The organism is Jatrophihabitans telluris (genome assembly GCF_023516435.1).
GTDB lineage: Bacteria > Actinomycetota > Actinomycetes > Mycobacteriales > Jatrophihabitantaceae > Jatrophihabitans_A > Jatrophihabitans_A telluris.
The window spans coordinates 2,117,514-2,132,774 of sequence record NZ_CP097332.1; the positions used below are offsets into that span (position 1 = coordinate 2,117,514).

Here is a 15,261-nt window from a genome sequence, read left to right on the forward strand (position 1 = left end):
GTTGAGGCGGTCGGGCGGTCAGGCGATGAGGCCGGGCATCGGCAGGCTGTCGGCGGGTCGTCGTTTGCGGCGCAGCAGGACCTGACGGGAACCGTCGGTGTACTTGCGGACGCGGGCCAGTTCCCAGCCGCCGTATTCGGCGTGCAATGCGAGCCGCACCGCCGCGCTCACCCTCGTGACGTCCGAGGGGATCCGCAGCGGTGCGTACTCCCAGTCGGGATCTGAGTCCGCCGGATTCTCAGTCAGCATTGCCCGATTGTGCTCCTCGACGTGGCAGTCCGCGTAACGGCGCGACACTGCTCGGGTCCTCGGGCCATGCGTGTTTGGGGTACCTTCCCCGCAGCTCCGAACGCACCGCGCGGTAGCCCTCGGCCCAGAACGAGGCCAGATCGGCGGTGACCGCCACGGGTCGACCGGCCGGGGACAGCAACTCGATCACCACGCCGACACGCCCCTCGGCCAACCGCGGGGTCCGTGTCCAGCCGAAGGTCTCCTGCAGCCGCACCGACAGCCGTGGCCGGTCGAGGTCGGCGTAGTCCAGGGCGAGCCGCGAGCCCGAGGGAACCGTCAGGCGTTCGGGAGCCAACTCGCCCAGCCGGCCGAACAGCGGCCAGCCGACCAGCCGGCTCAGGCCCGGTCCCGGGTCGGTGCGGCCCAGGTCGGCGCGCCGCCGCACCCGGGCCAGTTCGGGGCCGAGCCAGCTGTCCAGCCGGGCCAGCAACGCACCATCGCTGACGTCCGGCCAGCCCTGCTCGACGAGCTGACGATGGCAGAACGCCAGTCGCTGTCGAAGGTTCCTGCTTGTCGCGGTCCACCCGAGCAGGTCCAGTCCCTCGTCCCTGAGCCCGGTGCGGATTGCCGCCAGCAGGTCGGCCGGATCGGCGTCGGCCAATGGACGCCGGCTCAGCTCGATCGCTCCGAGGCGGGTGATGTGGGCCGCGACCAGCTCGCCGCGCGCCCATTCGACCGTGTCCTGCTCGCTCAGGAGCTCGACCCCGAGCTGGACGGCCAGGTCCTCCTGGAGCACCGCCGCCAGCCGGACGTCGGCGTCGCGCCGGCCGCTCGGGCGGTCGGCCACCGCGACGGCCAACCACGGCGCGTCCCTCAGCTGCGTGTCGGCCGCCAGCGAGGCGCCGGTCCCACTGGCGAGCAGGTAGCTGTCGCCCCCGGTCGGCCGGCGCCGCGCCAGCCGCTCGGGGTAGGCCAGGCCGATGACGGTGGCGGCCGCCCGGTCCTGGTTGAGGGCACCGACCGAGGTCGTGTCCGTCCCCACCTCTCGTCCGGTCCGCGCGAGCCGGGCGATCTCGGCCCTCCAGTCCGCTGTTGCCGCCGGGTCCGAGCCGGCGCGCAGCCGGCGCCACAGGGCCGTCAGGTCGTCGCCGCGCCGGGCCCACGACAGCAGGCGGTCGCTGCCGAGCAGCGCGACGAGCTCGCGAGCCATATCCGGGCCGACCAGACTCGACCCGTCGAGCAAGGCCCGAGCCAGGCGAGGATGGACTCCGACGCGGGCCAGGGCTGAACCCCGGTCGGTGACCCGGCCGTCGTGGTCGACGGCGCCTACGAGCCGCAGGGTAGCGACGGCGCCGTCGAGCGCCGAGTCGCCCGGACGTTCGAGCAGCTCCAAACCGGCTCCCGCCGACGTTCCCCAGACCGCGAGATTCAGGGCGAAGGCGGTCAGGTCGGCGGTCTGAAGTTCTGGTGCCGAATACGGGTCGAGGTGGGAGTGCTCGACCTCGGTCCACAGTCGATACACGCGGCCGGGTCCCTGCCGACCGGCTCGGCCGGCCCGCTGCTCAGCCGAGGCCCGGGACACCCGAACCGTGACGAGGGAGCCGAGGCCGCGTTCGTGATCGAGCTGCGGCTGTCGCGACAGTCCCGCGTCGACGACGATGCGCACTCCGTCCACCGTCACGCTGCTCTCGGCGACCGCCGTGCTCAGCACCACGCGGCGCCCGGGCCCGGCGCGCAACGCCCGCTGTTGCTCGGCCGCCGACTGACGGCCGAGCAACGGCATCAGCTCACCGATCCCCGCGTGGCGCAGTCGCTGTGTCACCGCGACGATCTCGCTCTCGCCCGGCAGAAACACCAGCAGGTCGCCGTCCGCTTCGTCGGCGGCGCGGCGGACGGTGGCGGCGACCTCATCGAGCATCGCCGCTGACACTCGGCGGTTGCGGTCGAAGGGCACCGTGGCCCGCGTCGCCCAATGCAGCGTTACCGGAAACAGCGCAGCGCTCGCCGTGATCACCGGGGCGGGACGCAACGCGCTCCCCAGCAGGGCCGCGATCGGCTCCGCCGCGGCGGTGGCCGAGGTCGCCACGACCGCAAGATCGTCGCGCAGGTTGGCGGCCACGTCTCGGACGAACGCCAGCGCGAGGTCGGTGTCGAGCTGGCGTTCGTGGCACTCATCGATGATCACCGCGCCGACGCCGGCCAGTTCCTGATCGTGCAGCAGGCGCTGGACGAGCAGCCCGGTGGTGACCACCTCGATCCGGGTGTTCGGACCGAGACGTCGCTCGCCCCTGACCGAGTATCCGACCCGATTACCGACGTCCTCGCCGATCAGCGCGGCCATCCGCGCCGCCGCGGCTCGGGTCGCGATCCGGCGAGGTTCGGCCACGAGCACTCGGCCGCCCCCAGCCTCGAGGCCATCAGCCAGGGCCAGCGGCAGCAGGGTCGTCTTGCCGGTGCCCGGTGGCGCCAGCAGGACTGCCGCGCGGTGCTCGACCAGCGCTTGGACCACCGCCGGCAGCACCGAGGCAACCGGAAGATCGCCGCCGGGCCGACCTGGCTGCGGCAGCAGTGCGGTCACCGCGAACGGACACTGATCGTGTGCCAGCCGGTCGCGCCGGACGGAAAGGGCTGGGTCGAGTGGTCGGTTTGGACCACGCCCTTGGCATCGGTGGCGCGCACCCGCAGAGTGTGCACGCCCACCGGCGGAACAGTCCATGGCAGTACCCACTGCCGCCAGGTGTCGGTCGAGGGCACCGGAGCAAGATCGGCCTGCTGCCATTGGCCATTGTCGACCTGCACTTCGACCTTCGACACCCCCACGTGTTGATCCCACGCCACCCCGGCGATCGCGGCCCGCGAACCGGCCGCCAACGAGGCCGACGATCTGGGGAAATCGATGCGCGATTCCAGCAGCACCGGTCCCCGCTGGGCCCACCCTTCGGCCACCCAGTACGCCGACTGCCTCGCGAACGTGGTCACCTCCAGGTCGGTGATCCATTTGCACGCCGAGACGTAGCCGTAGAGACCAGGCACCACCATGCGCACCGGGAATCCGTGCGCCACCGGTAGCAGCTCGCCGTTCATCCCGATCGCCAGCATCGCGTCCCGCCCATCCATCACGACCGCGGTGGGGGAGCCGATCGTCATGCCGTCGGCGGAGGTCGCCAGCAACTGGTCCGCACCCGGGTGCACGCCGGCCTCCTCGAGCAGGTCCGCCAGCCGGACCCCGAGGAAGCGGGCGTTACCGATCAGATCACCGCCGACGTCGTTGGACACGCAAGCCAGAGTGATCCAGCGTTCGATCAGCGGACGGGACCGGAGCTGGTCGTAGGTGAACGTTATCTCGCGCTCGACCAGGCCGTGGATGCGCAGGTTCCAGGTTTTCGGATTGAGCTGCGGAATCGACAGCGCGGTGTCGATCCGGTAGAAGGAATCATTCGGTATGACAAAGGGAATCCCGCTCTTGCCCAGGTCGTACGTCGCGGCCGGTGCGGCGGGTGAGGTGGACACGGATGGCACCGGGATCGCGGCCCGGGCTGCCGAGGCGTCGTAGCGGGTCCGCTGCAGGTTGCGGCCGAACAACCCGCTGAACGCGGCCAGGGCCGCCGCGAAGGCGCCCGCCTGCAGGAAGCTGCGGCGCCGGACTCCGGAGGGGACGCCCGCCTCGGCGGGGCGGGGCCGCAGGGACCGGATCAGCACGGCCAAACATCCGATGCCGGCGACCCCGGCGGCGATCGAGGGCACCGCGTCCGATCCGCGGTGGGCATGGGTGGTCAGCGCGCAGTAGGCGCCGAAGCCGCCGAACAAGCCCAGCGCCACCAGGCCGGCGGCCAAGCGGCGGTAGGCCAGTGCGCCGATGCCCAGGGAGGCCAGGCCGATCGCGACGTAGATCCCGGTCAGCAAGGCGTGCTTGTCGTTGGTCCCGAAAACCGAGATGGCCCAGCGTCGCACGGACTCCGGGGTCAGCAGGATCATCCGGTTGCCGACGACGATGACCGGCGATGCGGCGGGGCGGACCAAGCCCGCGATGACCTCGCCGATACCCACCGCGACGGCGGCCGAGAGCAGACCCGCCAATGCCGCGAGCAGTCGAGGAGAACGGAGGAGTCGCACCATCCCATTGTCCCGAGCGTGGGCTCACAGGGTTCTTAAGACACTGCTACGGCTTCAGCCGAGAAAGTCCCGCAAGGCGGTTCGACGCGGCTTGTTGCGGATGTCGTGGACCGCATGGGCCAGGGCCGGGCCGGTGCCGTGAACGATCGACAGATGCCGTTGGGCTCGGGTGAGGCCGGTATAGACGAGCGGGCGTGACAGCATGCGCCCGGCCTCCGGTGGCAGCACCACGATGACCGCCCGGAACTCCGATCCCTGGGCGCGATGCACGGTGATGGCCCAGCCGTGGGTGATGTCAGCCAACGCCTTGCCGCTTATCTCCGCCGGTCCCGATCCGAAGTCGACCGTGACGACCTTGTCCGCGACCTTGGTCACGACGCCGACTTCCCCGTTGGCGAAACCGGTCGGGCTGACTTCGAGGTGGTTGGCGGTGGCCACCACCCGGTCACCCTCGTCGAAACGCGAAAAGCCTTTTCCGGACGGCGCTTTCGGCGGATTGAGCACTGCCTTCAGGGCGGCGTTGAGCGCCAGGGTGCCCGCCGGTCCGCGGTGAACCGGGGTCACGACCTGGATCTGTTCGGCCGGAATCTCCAGGGCGCGCGGGATCGAGTCGGTCATCAGCTGCACGACCCGGTGTGCGCACTCGGCCGATCCGCGCGCCGGCACGATGACCACTTCCCGCTCGGGTGAGTCGACCGCAGGCAGCGACCCAGACCGGACCGCGGTCGCCAGCCGCGCGATCGCACCACCGGCTTCCTGGCGGTACAGCGTGGTCAGCTCCACCACGGGAACCGTGTTGGAGCCGATCAGGTCGGCCAGCACTTGACCGGGCCCGATCGAGGGCAGCTGCGCGGAGTCGCCGACGACCAGCACGTGAGTACCGTCCGCGCAGGCACGCAACAGGGCCGCGGCCAGCTCCACGTCCAGCATCGAGGCCTCGTCCACCACCACTATGTCCTGGTCCAGCGGCCAGTCGGCCCCCCGCGCGAAGCCGGCGGAGAAGTCGACCCGCGCGTTGCCGTCGTCGTCGGTGTCGCTGCGGGGCTGCACCCCGAGCATCCGGTGGATGGTCATCGCCTCGGCGTCACACAGTTCCGCCAGCCGCTTGGCCGCCCGTCCCGTCGGCGCTGCCAAGGCCACCGACTTACCCGCCCGCTCGGCCTCGCGCACCAGCGTCGCGACCGTGCGCGACTTGCCGGTCCCGGGTCCGCCGGTCAGCACGCTGAGCCCGTGGGTGAGGGCGTTGTCGACCGCGCTGCGCTGGACGGAGTCAAGGCCGTCGGGGTCGATGTCCTCGCCCGCCTTGCGCCGCCGGGCCGGCCGGACCTGGCCGATCTGTTTCGCGGCGTCGGTCAGCCGGTGCACCGAGCTGGCGATCTCGCGCTCGGCCTCGGCGTAGCGCGTCAGAGCCAGGGTCGAATCGAGCACCGTCGACACCGCTTCCACCGCACCCGCTTCGCAGGCGGCCGCGATGGCGGCCTGCGGATCGGCGACCCGGTAGGACAGCAGGTCGTCGGTGACCCGTTCGAGGGTGGCCAGGGTGTCACCGTCGCGTGCGACCTGGGTCAGCACCCAGCCGACCAGCGCGCGTGAGCGGCGGTCGTCGGAAGGCAGGATGCCGGGCAGAGCCGCCCTGGCCAGCGCGTCGGCATCGGCGACGCTGACGCCTGACAACTGCAGCAGCCGCCAGGGGTCGTCCTTGAGCAACCGGAGCGCGCCCGGTCCGAAGATCTCGACACACCGCCCGGCCAGGCGGGGCGCCAGGCCCGCCTGCAACAGCAGGGCGACGATGTCGTACGCGGGCTGAGCGGCGATGAAGGCCGACAGCAGGCGCCCAGCGCGCAACTGGCCGACCTTCGGCAGCGAAGCCAGGGCTGAGGTGGTGACGTCGCCGGGGGTCCGGATACCGGCCTCGGCCAGCGCCCCGGCCAGCGTGATTCCCAGTCCCGGCCACAGCCCGGAGGCGCAGAAGGCCGCGAAAACCCGGTCGTCGGACGGTTGCATCGGCCCGGGCTGGCTCAGCCCAACTCCTCGGGGTAGCCCAGGACCGGTGCGCTCACGTCGTCCAGCGCCAGTTGGATCTCCAGAGGAAGCTCGACCGTCAGCGACTGCAGGGCGGCCGTCAACTGGCCGAGCGTGCGCGCGCCGACGACCGGTGCGGTGATGCCGGGACGGTTTCGCAGCCAGGACAGGGCCACCGTGATCGGCGAGGTGGCCAGACCGTCAGCCGCAGTCGCGACCGCCTCGACGATCCCAACCGCCCGCGGGTCGGAGTAGTGCGCCAGGTTTCGGCCTTCGGCCGCACCGCGGGAGTCGGCCGGGACGCCATTGCGGTACTTGCCGGTGAGCACGCCGCCGCCGAGTGGTGAATAGGGCAGGATTCCGAGGCCGAACTCGGCGCAGGCCGGGACGACCTCGCGCTCGATCCCTCGGTCGAGCAGGGAGTAGCGAACCTGGTTGGACACCAGGGGGGCGTGCGACCCGCGCCTTAGCATCGCCGCCTGCGCGGTCCGCCAGCCGGAGTAGTTCGAAACGCCGACGTAGCGGACCTTGCCCGAGGCGACGGCGTACTCGAGCGCCGCCATGGTCTCCTCGGCGGGCACGGTCGGGTCGGGGATGTGCACCTGCCACAGATCGAGGTGATCTACGCCGAGGTTGCGTAGGGACTCGTCCAGCCGGCTGAGCAAGGCACCGCGCGAGGCGTCGATGAACCGCTCGTCACCAAGGCGGCTGATGCCGGCCTTCGAGGCGAGGACAACTTCCGAGCGGGGCACGACGTCGGCCAGCAAGCTGCCCAGGATGCGTTCGGCCTCGCCGTTGCTGTAGGAGACGGCCGTGTCGACCAGGGTGCCGCCGGCGTCGTGGAAGGCCACCAGGATGGCCGCAGCCTCGTCCGGATCCGTCCCGTTTCCCCAGGTCATGGTGCCCAACCCGAGTTGAGACACCTTGAGCCCGCTCCGTCCCAACGCCAGCTGATCCACGTTTGAACAACCTAGTGCACCTGACGGGGCGCGATGCGCAGGTGGACGCCGACGGGGGTGACAGATTCCACGCCGTGAGTTGCCGGCCGGTCGCTAGGGTTGCGGCGTGAAACTCGGCGTGAACATGGGCTACTGGGGAATGGGCAACGACCAGGACAACTTGGCGCTGGCCCGCGAAGCCGACCAGCTCGGCTTCGATTGTGTGTGGGCCGCGGAGGCCTACGGCTCCGACACCGCGACGGTGCTGGCCTGGGTGGGTGCACAGACCGAGCGGATCGGTCTGGGCAGCGCGATCATGCAGATCCCCGCTCGCAGCCCCGCGATGGCGGCGATGACCGCTGCGACCCTGGACAGCCTGTCGGGCGGGCGGTACCGGCTCGGCCTGGGCGTGTCCGGCCCACAGGTGTCGGAAGGCTGGCACGGCGTGCGTTTCGACAAGCCGCTGGCCCGGACCCGTGAGTACGTCGACATCGTCAACCTCGCACTGTCGCGCAAACGGGTGCGTTACGACGGCCGGCACTACCAGTTGCCGCTGCCCGACGGTCCGGGTAAGGCGTTGCAGCTGACCGTCCACCCGGTCCGCGAACACATTCCGATCTACCTGGCCTCGGTCGGACCGAAGAATCTCGAGTTGACCGGCGAGATCGCCGACGGCTGGTTGGCCATCTTCTATTCGACGCAGTTCGGCGCCGAGCAGCTGGCCCTGATCCAGGCCGGACGGGCGAAGGTGGGCAAGACCCTGGACGGCTTCGACGTCGTGGCCAGCATGCCGCTGGTCGTCGGGGACGACGTGCAGGCCGCTGCGGCGCCGATCCGGGCCTACGCCTCGCTCTACGTCGGCGGCATGGGTAGTAAGGACGTCAACTTCTACAACCAGCTCGCCACCCGGATGGGCTACGGCGACGCCGCGGAGCAGATCCAGGCCAAGTACATGGCGCGCGACTACGAGGGTGCGGCGGCGGCGGTGCCGTTCGAGTTCATCGACTCGACGGCGCTGATCGGCCCGAAGAACCGAATTGCCGAGCGAATGGCCGCCTTCGCCGAGTCCGGGGTCACTAGTCTGAACGTCATGCCGCTGGCCCCTACGCTGCCCGAGCGCGTCGACGCGCTCCGGATCGCAGCCCAGGCGCTGGAGCAGTCGGGGCATGCGGGATGATTCACCCTTCGGGCGTTAGCGACTGAGCGCGATCGTATGAGTCAGAGAACGGGACACGGGGTATCCGCTTGAGCGACATCGGGCCACTGCAGGCAGCGGTATATGGCGTTGTGCAGGGATTGACCGAGTTCCTTCCGATCTCGTCCACCGGCCACCTGCGGATCGTGCAGGCCTGGCTGAATCCGCACATCGACCAGGCCGGCTTCACCGCCTTCACCGCCGTGATCCAGCTCGGCACGATGGCCGCGGTCGTCCTCTACTTCTGGCGCGAACTGCTGCACGTCGCGGTCGCCTGGCTGCGTGGGGTGTTCTCCCACCTGCGGGGCGGCAACGGCGCCGAGCGACAGAGCCTGGAATACCGGATGGGGTGGTACCTCATCCTCGCCACGATTCCCGTCGGCGTCTTCGGGCTGATCTTCTCCCACCAGATCGAGACCGGTGCCCGCAACCTGTGGATCATCTCCGTCGCGCTCATCGTCATGGCGATCGTGCTGTTCGTGGCCGAACGCCGTGCCTCGCGAGACCGCGGCGAGGACGACATCAACTCCCGGGACGCCATCGTCGTCGGAGCCGCGCAGTCCCTGGCGCTGATCCCAGGCGTGTCGCGCTCGGGCGCCACCATCACCGCGGGGCTGTTCCGAGGCCTGGATCGGGTCACGGCCGCCCGATTCTCCTTCCTGCTCTCGGTCCCCGCGGTCGTCGCCTCGGGACTGTTCGAGGTACGCAAGATCGGCGGTCCGCACGCGCCCGGCATGGGAATCACGATCGTCGCGACCGTGATCAGCTTCATCGTCGGGCTGGCGTCGATCGCCTGGTTGATCCGATACGTCTCGCGGCACTCCACCTTTGTCTTCGTCGCTTACCGAATCGCGCTCGGCGCGGTGCTGATGGTGCTGTTGGCCACCGGCGCGGTGTCGGCGACCTGAGTACCGAGAGCTGACATGGCGACCGTTCTGTTGTTGCGTCACGGCCTCACCGCCATGACCGGGCCCGTCCTGGCCGGCCGCACACCCGGCGTCCATCTCGATGACCGCGGTATCGCCCAGGCCGCCTCGGTCGCGCAGCGGCTGGCCTCGGTCGCGCTGAGCGCGGTCGTCACGAGCCCCCTGGAGCGGTGCGCCGAGACCGCGAAGGCCGTCACCAAGGCGCAGCGCTCCGCCGGACACGCGCCGTCGACCAAGACCGACCGCCGGCTGGTCGAGTGCGACTACGGGGACTGGACCGGCCAGAAGATCACTGCCCTGGCCAAGGAACCACTGTGGCGCGTGGTGCAGGCTCAGCCATCGGCGGCGACCTTTCCGAACGGCGAGTCGATGGGCGCGATGGCGGCCCGAGGCGTCGCGGCCGTGCGCTCCATGGACGCCACGCTGTCGGCTCAGCACGGGGCCGAGACGGTGTGGGTGGCGTGCAGCCACGGGGACGTGATCAAGGCCATCCTGGCCGATGCCCTCGGGCTCCACCTGGATCTGTTCCAGCGAATCGTGGTCGATCCGTGCTCGATCTCGGCCATCCGCTACACCGACGGCCGACCGTTCGTCCTCACCCAGAACGACACCGGCGGCGACCTCGCCCGGCTCGTTCCGCCCAAGCCCGCCAAGACCGCCCGCGGCCGGCAGAGCCGGTCCGCGGCCTCGGATGCGACCATCGGCGGCGGAGCGGGCGCGGGGACGGTTTAGGCTTGATGCAATGAGCCGTCAGTTGTTCTTCTTCGACCAGCCGCGACGGTTCGTCGTCGGCACCGTAGGCCAACCCGGGGAACGCGTGTTCTTCCTCCAGGCCTCCGACGACACCCGGACGGTGAGCGTCGCGCTGGAGAAGTCGCAGGTCACCATTCTCACCGAGCGGCTCGAGCAACTCCTCGAAGAGGTTGCCACCCGCTCTGGCATTCCGGTTCCCGAGGCGGTCGACGTCGACGCCGAACCTCTTGAGAACCCGATCGACGAGGAGTTCCGGGTCGCCGCGATGGGGCTTGCCTACGACACCGAGTCGGGGATGATCATCATCGAGGCTCAGGCCCCGGCCGAGTCCACCGAAACCGCCGAGGCGACCCTGCTCGAAGACACCGAGGAGGGCCCGGACGCGTTGCGGGTGCGACTGGCGCATCAAGCCGCGTTCGAGTTCGCCGAGCGCGCCAAGCGGGTCGTGGCCGCCGGGCGTCCGCCCTGCCCGCTGTGCAACGAACCGATGGATCCCAACGGGCACGTGTGCCCGAGGCAGAACGGCTATCACCGCCAGGCCGAGATCGAGCTCTAGGGTCCGGCAGCTACAACCATGGCTTCGGAGGAACTCACCGCACCCCTGGCCCTGCCGACGGCCGAGGCTCTGACCCTGCTCGAACGGGGCGAGCTGAGTATCGAGGGCCGGGTCACGACGGCCTCCAACGCCACCCTGTACTGCCGGGCGGAGTTGGACGGAATCGCGGCGGCATGCGTCTACAAGCCGATCTCGGGTGAGCGGCCGCTCTGGGATTACCCGGACGGCACGCTGGCCGAACGGGAGTATGCGGCGTACCTGACCGCAACCTTCTTGGCGCCGACGACGGCCGACCTCCAGCTGGTTCCTCCGACGGTTCTGCGCGACGGTCCGATGGGCGTGGGCATGGTCCAACTGTGGATCGGTGAGGACGAGGACTACGACATCATCGAGGCCATCAACGCCGGCGTTGCCGCCCCGTTGCGGGTCATGGCCCTGTTCGACGCGATCATCAACAATTCCGACCGGAAGGTTTCGCACCTGCTTCCGGTGCGCGATCCGGACGGGGCGCTGCACATCTACGGCGTGGATCACGGAGTCAGCTACGGCGTGGACGACCGGTTGCGCACCGTGCTCTGGCAGTGGGCCGGCTCGGCCATCCCGCCCGAACTCCTGGAGGGCCTGCACCGAGTCGAGGACGCCCTGCGGGCCGAGCTCGGCCAGGCGCTGGGGGAGTTGCTCACCCGCGCCGAGGTTCGCGCCGCCCGGCGCCGGGTGTCGCGGCTCGTCAGCACCGGGCTGTTCCCGCTTCCGCCGACGGACTGGCCGGCGATCCCGTATCCGCCGTACTGAGCAGCGTCACTGCGGTTGAGGCCGCGGCGGCTACGGGCGGGCGGTCACCACATCGGCCAGCCGCCTGAGCGTGGCGGTCATGCCGCGCCTGTTGCGGGCCGGAAAGCCCAGCAGCAGCAGGCTGAGACGGTGTTTGGCGCCCCGGGCGTCCCATTCCTCCACCACCTGCGTGCCGCCATCGACCTCGAGGAACCGGTAACGCCAGATGTGGCCGTTGAAGTGGCGCCAGGCGATCACCGATGGTTCGTCGAATTCGACGACGGTGTTGAGGATCTTGTAGTCGGCGCCGATGTGCATGTCCATCGCGAACGTGGCGCCCAGGCTCAACCGCTCGGGGCCGCCCTCGCGCACTGCCTTGACCGAGCCGCCGCCATCGATGGCCGGGTGCTGGGCCGGATCGGCCAGGACGTCGAACAGCTGCTGCCGGCCCGCGGGGATGACCGCCGATACCCGGACCAGATATCTCGACTCGTTCGGTTGGGATTCACTCGCCATGATCGACAGCTTGCTGCGCCGTGGGCGTGTTCGCCAATCGGAGCGTGCTGGGCGGGCGCCATCCATCGCGTCGAGGCTTGGTCGACCCGAGGCCGGAGCCGGGCGTGGCAGGCAGATACGGTGTCGGCATGCAGTCCTGGAACGCGCCCGAAGTCCCCGTCCTGCCGAAGACCAACGGGCACGGTGGCCGGCCGCTGCGGCTGTACGACACCGCCTCCGACGAGATCCGCCCGACGACTCCCGGCGCGACCGCCACCCTGTACGTGTGCGGGATCACCCCGTACGACGCGACCCATCTTGGTCACGCGGCCACGTATCTGGCCTTCGACATCATCCAGCGAGTGTGGCGGGATAACGGGCATTCGGTGCACTACGTCCAGAACGTCACCGATGTCGACGACCCACTGCTCGAGCGCGCCAGGGACACCGGTGTCGACTGGACCGATCTGGCCCGGCGGGAGACCACGCTGTTCTCCGAGGACATGACTGCGCTGCGCGCGCTGCCACCTCGCGATTACGTCGGTGTCGTCGAGGCAGTCGACGAGATCGCCGACGGCGTGGCCGAACTCCTCGTCCAAGGCAAGGCCTACCGGCTCGACTCGGACCCCACCGGCGACGTGTACGCCACCGTCGAAGGAAGCGGGCACTTCGGCTACGAGTCGCGCTACACCGACGAGCAGATGCTGGCGCTGTTCGCCGAGCGGGGCGGGGACCCGGATCGGCCCGGCAAGCGAAATCCACTCGATGCCCTGCTGTGGCGGGCCAAACGCGACGGTGAACCGTTCTGGGACACCAGCGTCGGTCCCGGGCGCCCGGGTTGGCACATCGAGTGTTCGGTCATCGCGCGCAACCGGCTCGGCATGGCCTTCGACGTCCAGGGAGGCGGCTCCGACCTGCGGTTCCCGCATCACGAGCACTCCGCGGCACACGCGGAGGCGCTCACCGGTCAGTGGCCCTTCGCCCGCCACTACGTGCACACGGGGATGATCGCGCTGGACGGGGAGAAGATGAGCAAGTCGCGCGGCAACCTGGTCTTCGTGTCGAAGCTTCGTGGCGCGCGGGTCGACCCGATGGCCATCCGGCTCGCCCTTCTGGACGGTCACTACCGAGCCGACCGCGAGTGGACCGGTGGCAGGCTCCCGGCGGCCGAGCGCCGCCTGGACCGCTGGCGCCGGGCCGTGTCCGGCGACCGCGCCCTGGACGCACGTGACCTGCTCGCCGCCATGCGGGCCAGGCTGGCCGACGACCTGGACACCGAGGGCGCGATCGAGGCGGTCGACCGGTGGGCGACGGCCAGCACGGAGCAGCACTTCGACTCGGCCGACGCGGACTCGCCGTGGCTGGCCCGCGACGCGATCGACGCGCTGCTCGGTGTACGCCTGTAGCGCCGCCTGACAGACGTCCGGGGAAGCCGATCCGGTCAGGCCTGGCGACGTCCGTCGGTATCAGCAGGGGGACGTGGGCCGCCATCGACGTCCACGGCTTCGACGTCCCCGGCATCGACGTCCACGGCTTCGGCGTCCACGGCATCGACGTCCGCGGCAACGGCATCGACGTCGGCCACATCGACCACGACGACAGTCGTGTTGTCGTGGCCGCCGGCGTTGTTGGCCTGTTCGACCAGGGCCACGGCGGCGCGTTGCGGGTCAGGCTCGTCGAACAGCACCCGAGCGATTTCGGCATCGTCCAGCTCGCCGGTGAGCCCGTCGGAGCAGATGAGAAAGCGCTCGCCAGGGGAGGGCGGGAACAGCCACACGTCGGCCGCCGGAGCCGGCTGGGAGCCCAGCGAGCGGGTGACCACGTTGCGGCGCGGGTGAAAGCGCGCTTCCTCGCGTCGCAGCTCGCCGGCTGTGACGAGCTCCTGCACGGCCGAGTGATCGACCGTGAGCTGGCTGAGCAGGTTGTCGGCGAAGCGATACACGCGCGAGTCGCCGACGTTGAACACCGCCCACTGGGTCGAGCCGCCCGCGGCGACCAGGCCGAGCCCGGTCACCGTGGTGCCGAGCCCGGACCGCTCCCGCCGTTGCCGGCCCGCTTCGAGGATCCTGTCGTTGGCCTGCCGCAGGGCCGCGACGATGTCCTCGGCACTCAGTGGCCTCTGCTCGGAAAGGCGGCGGAATTCGCTGACCGCGATGTCCGAGGCGACCTCGCCGGCCGCGTGGCCGCCCATCCCGTCGGCGACGACGAACAGGGTCGGACCCGCCCACACACTGTCCTCGTTGAGTTCACGTACCCGGCCGACGTCGGTGGCCGATCCCCAGTTCACCCTCAGCATGCGTCGAGGCCCAATTCTGTCGAGTCCGGTGTGTGCTTGCTCGCGCTACCTGAACGCCGAATGTGCGGACAAACCCGCTACATACTCCCGGGCGGGCCGCCTCGGTCGCGGCGGCGCAGATAGCGCTCGAACTCCTTGGCTATGGCCTCACCGGAAGCCTCGCGCATCTCGCCGTCGTCGTCGCGCTCCTCGAGGTTGCGGATGTATTCCTGCACCTCGGAGTCCTCCTCGGCCATCTCATCGACGAGCTTCTGCCATTCGTCGGCCTGGGCGGGCAGTTCGCCCATCGGAACCGGGATGTCGAGGACCTCCTCGACCCGGTGCAACAACGCGATGGTCGCCTTGGGGTTCGGTGGCTGGGACACGTAGTGGGGGACGGCGGCCCAGAACGAGATCGCCGGAATCCCTGCGTTCACGCACGCGTCCTGCAGAATGCCGACGATGCCCGTGGGGCCCTCGTAGCGGGAACTCTCCAGGCCGTAACGGCTGGCGCTGGCCGTGTCGTAGGCGGTGCCCGTGACCGGGGTGGGACGGGTGTGCGGCGCGTCGGACAGCAGCGCTCCGAGCGAGACCACGGTGGTCACGCCCAGCTCTCGTACGATGTCGAGGATCTCGTCGCAGAACATCCGCCAGCGCATGTTCGGCTCGATGCCACGGACCAGGACGAGGTCGAAATCGGCGCCGGTCGGGCGACACACCGACAGCCGGGTGGTCGGCCAGGTGATCCGCCGCGAGACGCCGTCGACCTGGCTCACGGTCGGCCGGTTCACCTGGAAGTCGTAGTAGTCGTCCGGGTCGAGTTCGGCCAGGGGGGTGGCGTCCCAGAGCAATTCCAGGTGTTCGATGGCCCCGGTGGCGGCGTCACCGGCGTCGTTCCAGCCCTCGAAAGCCGCGATGAGAACCGGGGCACGCAGTTCCGGCCAGCTCTCCATTTCCGTCATTGGCCCAGCCTACGGCGGTGGCTA

At 70.0% G+C, this 15,261-nt stretch carries 14 protein-coding genes; 6 read left to right on the forward strand and 8 right to left on the reverse strand.

The window, feature by feature from the left end; all coding sequences use genetic code 11:
• Positions 1-18: 18 nt before the first annotated feature.
• The 5 genes from M6D93_RS09905 to M6D93_RS09925 are packed head-to-tail and all read right to left on the reverse strand — an operon-like array spanning position 19 to position 7,325.
• Positions 19-249: a DUF5703 family protein gene (locus M6D93_RS09905; protein WP_249768965.1), complete on the reverse strand. Its 231-nt coding sequence runs from the start codon at positions 247-249 to the stop codon at positions 19-21.
• On the reverse strand, positions 239-2,809 hold the full coding sequence (gene hrpB, locus M6D93_RS09910) for an ATP-dependent helicase HrpB (RefSeq protein WP_249768967.1): 2,571 nt from the start codon (positions 2,807-2,809) through the stop codon (positions 239-241). Before hrpB ends, M6D93_RS09905 begins: the two co-directional genes overlap by 11 nt.
• Positions 2,806-4,347 carry a molybdopterin-dependent oxidoreductase gene (locus tag M6D93_RS09915; protein ID WP_249768969.1) on the reverse strand — a complete coding sequence of 514 codons (1,542 nt, stop codon included), beginning with the start codon at positions 4,345-4,347 and terminating at the stop codon, positions 2,806-2,808. The genes hrpB and M6D93_RS09915 overlap by 4 nt, the downstream gene beginning before the upstream one ends.
• Before the next feature lie 51 nt (positions 4,348-4,398).
• The gene (locus M6D93_RS09920; RefSeq protein WP_249768970.1) at positions 4,399-6,348 is read right to left on the reverse strand and encodes an AAA family ATPase; all 1,950 of its coding nucleotides are present in this window, start codon (positions 6,346-6,348) and stop codon (positions 4,399-4,401) included.
• 14 nt (positions 6,349-6,362) lie between these two features.
• The gene (locus M6D93_RS09925; RefSeq protein WP_249768971.1) at positions 6,363-7,325 is read right to left on the reverse strand and encodes an aldo/keto reductase; all 963 of its coding nucleotides are present in this window, start codon (positions 7,323-7,325) and stop codon (positions 6,363-6,365) included.
• A 106-nt stretch (positions 7,326-7,431) separates the two neighbouring features.
• Here M6D93_RS09925 and M6D93_RS09930 point away from each other — a divergent pair, with 106 nt between their 5' ends.
• The 5 genes from M6D93_RS09930 to M6D93_RS09950 all read left to right on the forward strand — a co-directional run bounded on the left by M6D93_RS09930 (position 7,432) and on the right by M6D93_RS09950 (position 11,526).
• Positions 7,432-8,481: an LLM class F420-dependent oxidoreductase gene (locus M6D93_RS09930; RefSeq protein WP_249768972.1), complete on the forward strand. Its 1,050-nt coding sequence runs from the start codon at positions 7,432-7,434 to the stop codon at positions 8,479-8,481.
• A gap of 77 nt (positions 8,482-8,558) precedes the next feature.
• Entirely contained in the window at positions 8,559-9,407 is an 849-nt protein-coding gene (locus tag M6D93_RS09935; RefSeq protein WP_347343606.1) for an undecaprenyl-diphosphate phosphatase, read from the forward strand.
• Between the two features lie 15 nt (positions 9,408-9,422).
• Positions 9,423-10,157, forward strand: a complete 735-nt coding sequence (locus tag M6D93_RS09940; RefSeq protein ID WP_249768974.1) for a histidine phosphatase family protein — start codon at positions 9,423-9,425, stop codon at positions 10,155-10,157.
• A gap of 10 nt (positions 10,158-10,167) precedes the next feature.
• The gene (locus tag M6D93_RS09945) at positions 10,168-10,734 is read left to right on the forward strand and encodes a DUF3090 family protein (protein WP_249768975.1); all 567 of its coding nucleotides are present in this window, start codon (positions 10,168-10,170) and stop codon (positions 10,732-10,734) included.
• Between the two features lie 18 nt (positions 10,735-10,752).
• A complete protein-coding gene (locus M6D93_RS09950) occupies positions 10,753-11,526 on the forward strand; it encodes an SCO1664 family protein (protein WP_249768976.1) in 774 nt (257 codons plus the stop codon).
• A gap of 30 nt (positions 11,527-11,556) precedes the next feature.
• Here the strand turns inward: M6D93_RS09950 and M6D93_RS09955 are convergent, their stop codons facing one another.
• Positions 11,557-12,021 (reverse strand): SRPBCC family protein, encoded by a 465-nt coding sequence (locus M6D93_RS09955; RefSeq protein ID WP_249768977.1) that lies wholly within the window; start codon positions 12,019-12,021, stop codon positions 11,557-11,559.
• Between the two features lie 128 nt (positions 12,022-12,149).
• Here M6D93_RS09955 and mshC point away from each other — a divergent pair, with 128 nt between their 5' ends.
• Positions 12,150-13,406: a cysteine--1-D-myo-inosityl 2-amino-2-deoxy-alpha-D-glucopyranoside ligase gene (gene mshC, locus M6D93_RS09960; protein WP_249768978.1), complete on the forward strand. Its 1,257-nt coding sequence runs from the start codon at positions 12,150-12,152 to the stop codon at positions 13,404-13,406.
• A gap of 35 nt (positions 13,407-13,441) precedes the next feature.
• On the opposite strand, the gene M6D93_RS09965 is transcribed toward mshC, so the two are convergent.
• Together M6D93_RS09965 and M6D93_RS09970 are read right to left on the reverse strand one after the other, a co-directional pair.
• The gene (locus M6D93_RS09965; protein ID WP_249768979.1) at positions 13,442-14,296 is read right to left on the reverse strand and encodes a PP2C family protein-serine/threonine phosphatase; all 855 of its coding nucleotides are present in this window, start codon (positions 14,294-14,296) and stop codon (positions 13,442-13,444) included.
• 77 nt (positions 14,297-14,373) lie between these two features.
• On the reverse strand, positions 14,374-15,237 hold the full coding sequence (locus M6D93_RS09970; protein ID WP_283818559.1) for a PAC2 family protein: 864 nt from the start codon (positions 15,235-15,237) through the stop codon (positions 14,374-14,376).
• Positions 15,238-15,261: the final 24 nt, after the last annotated feature.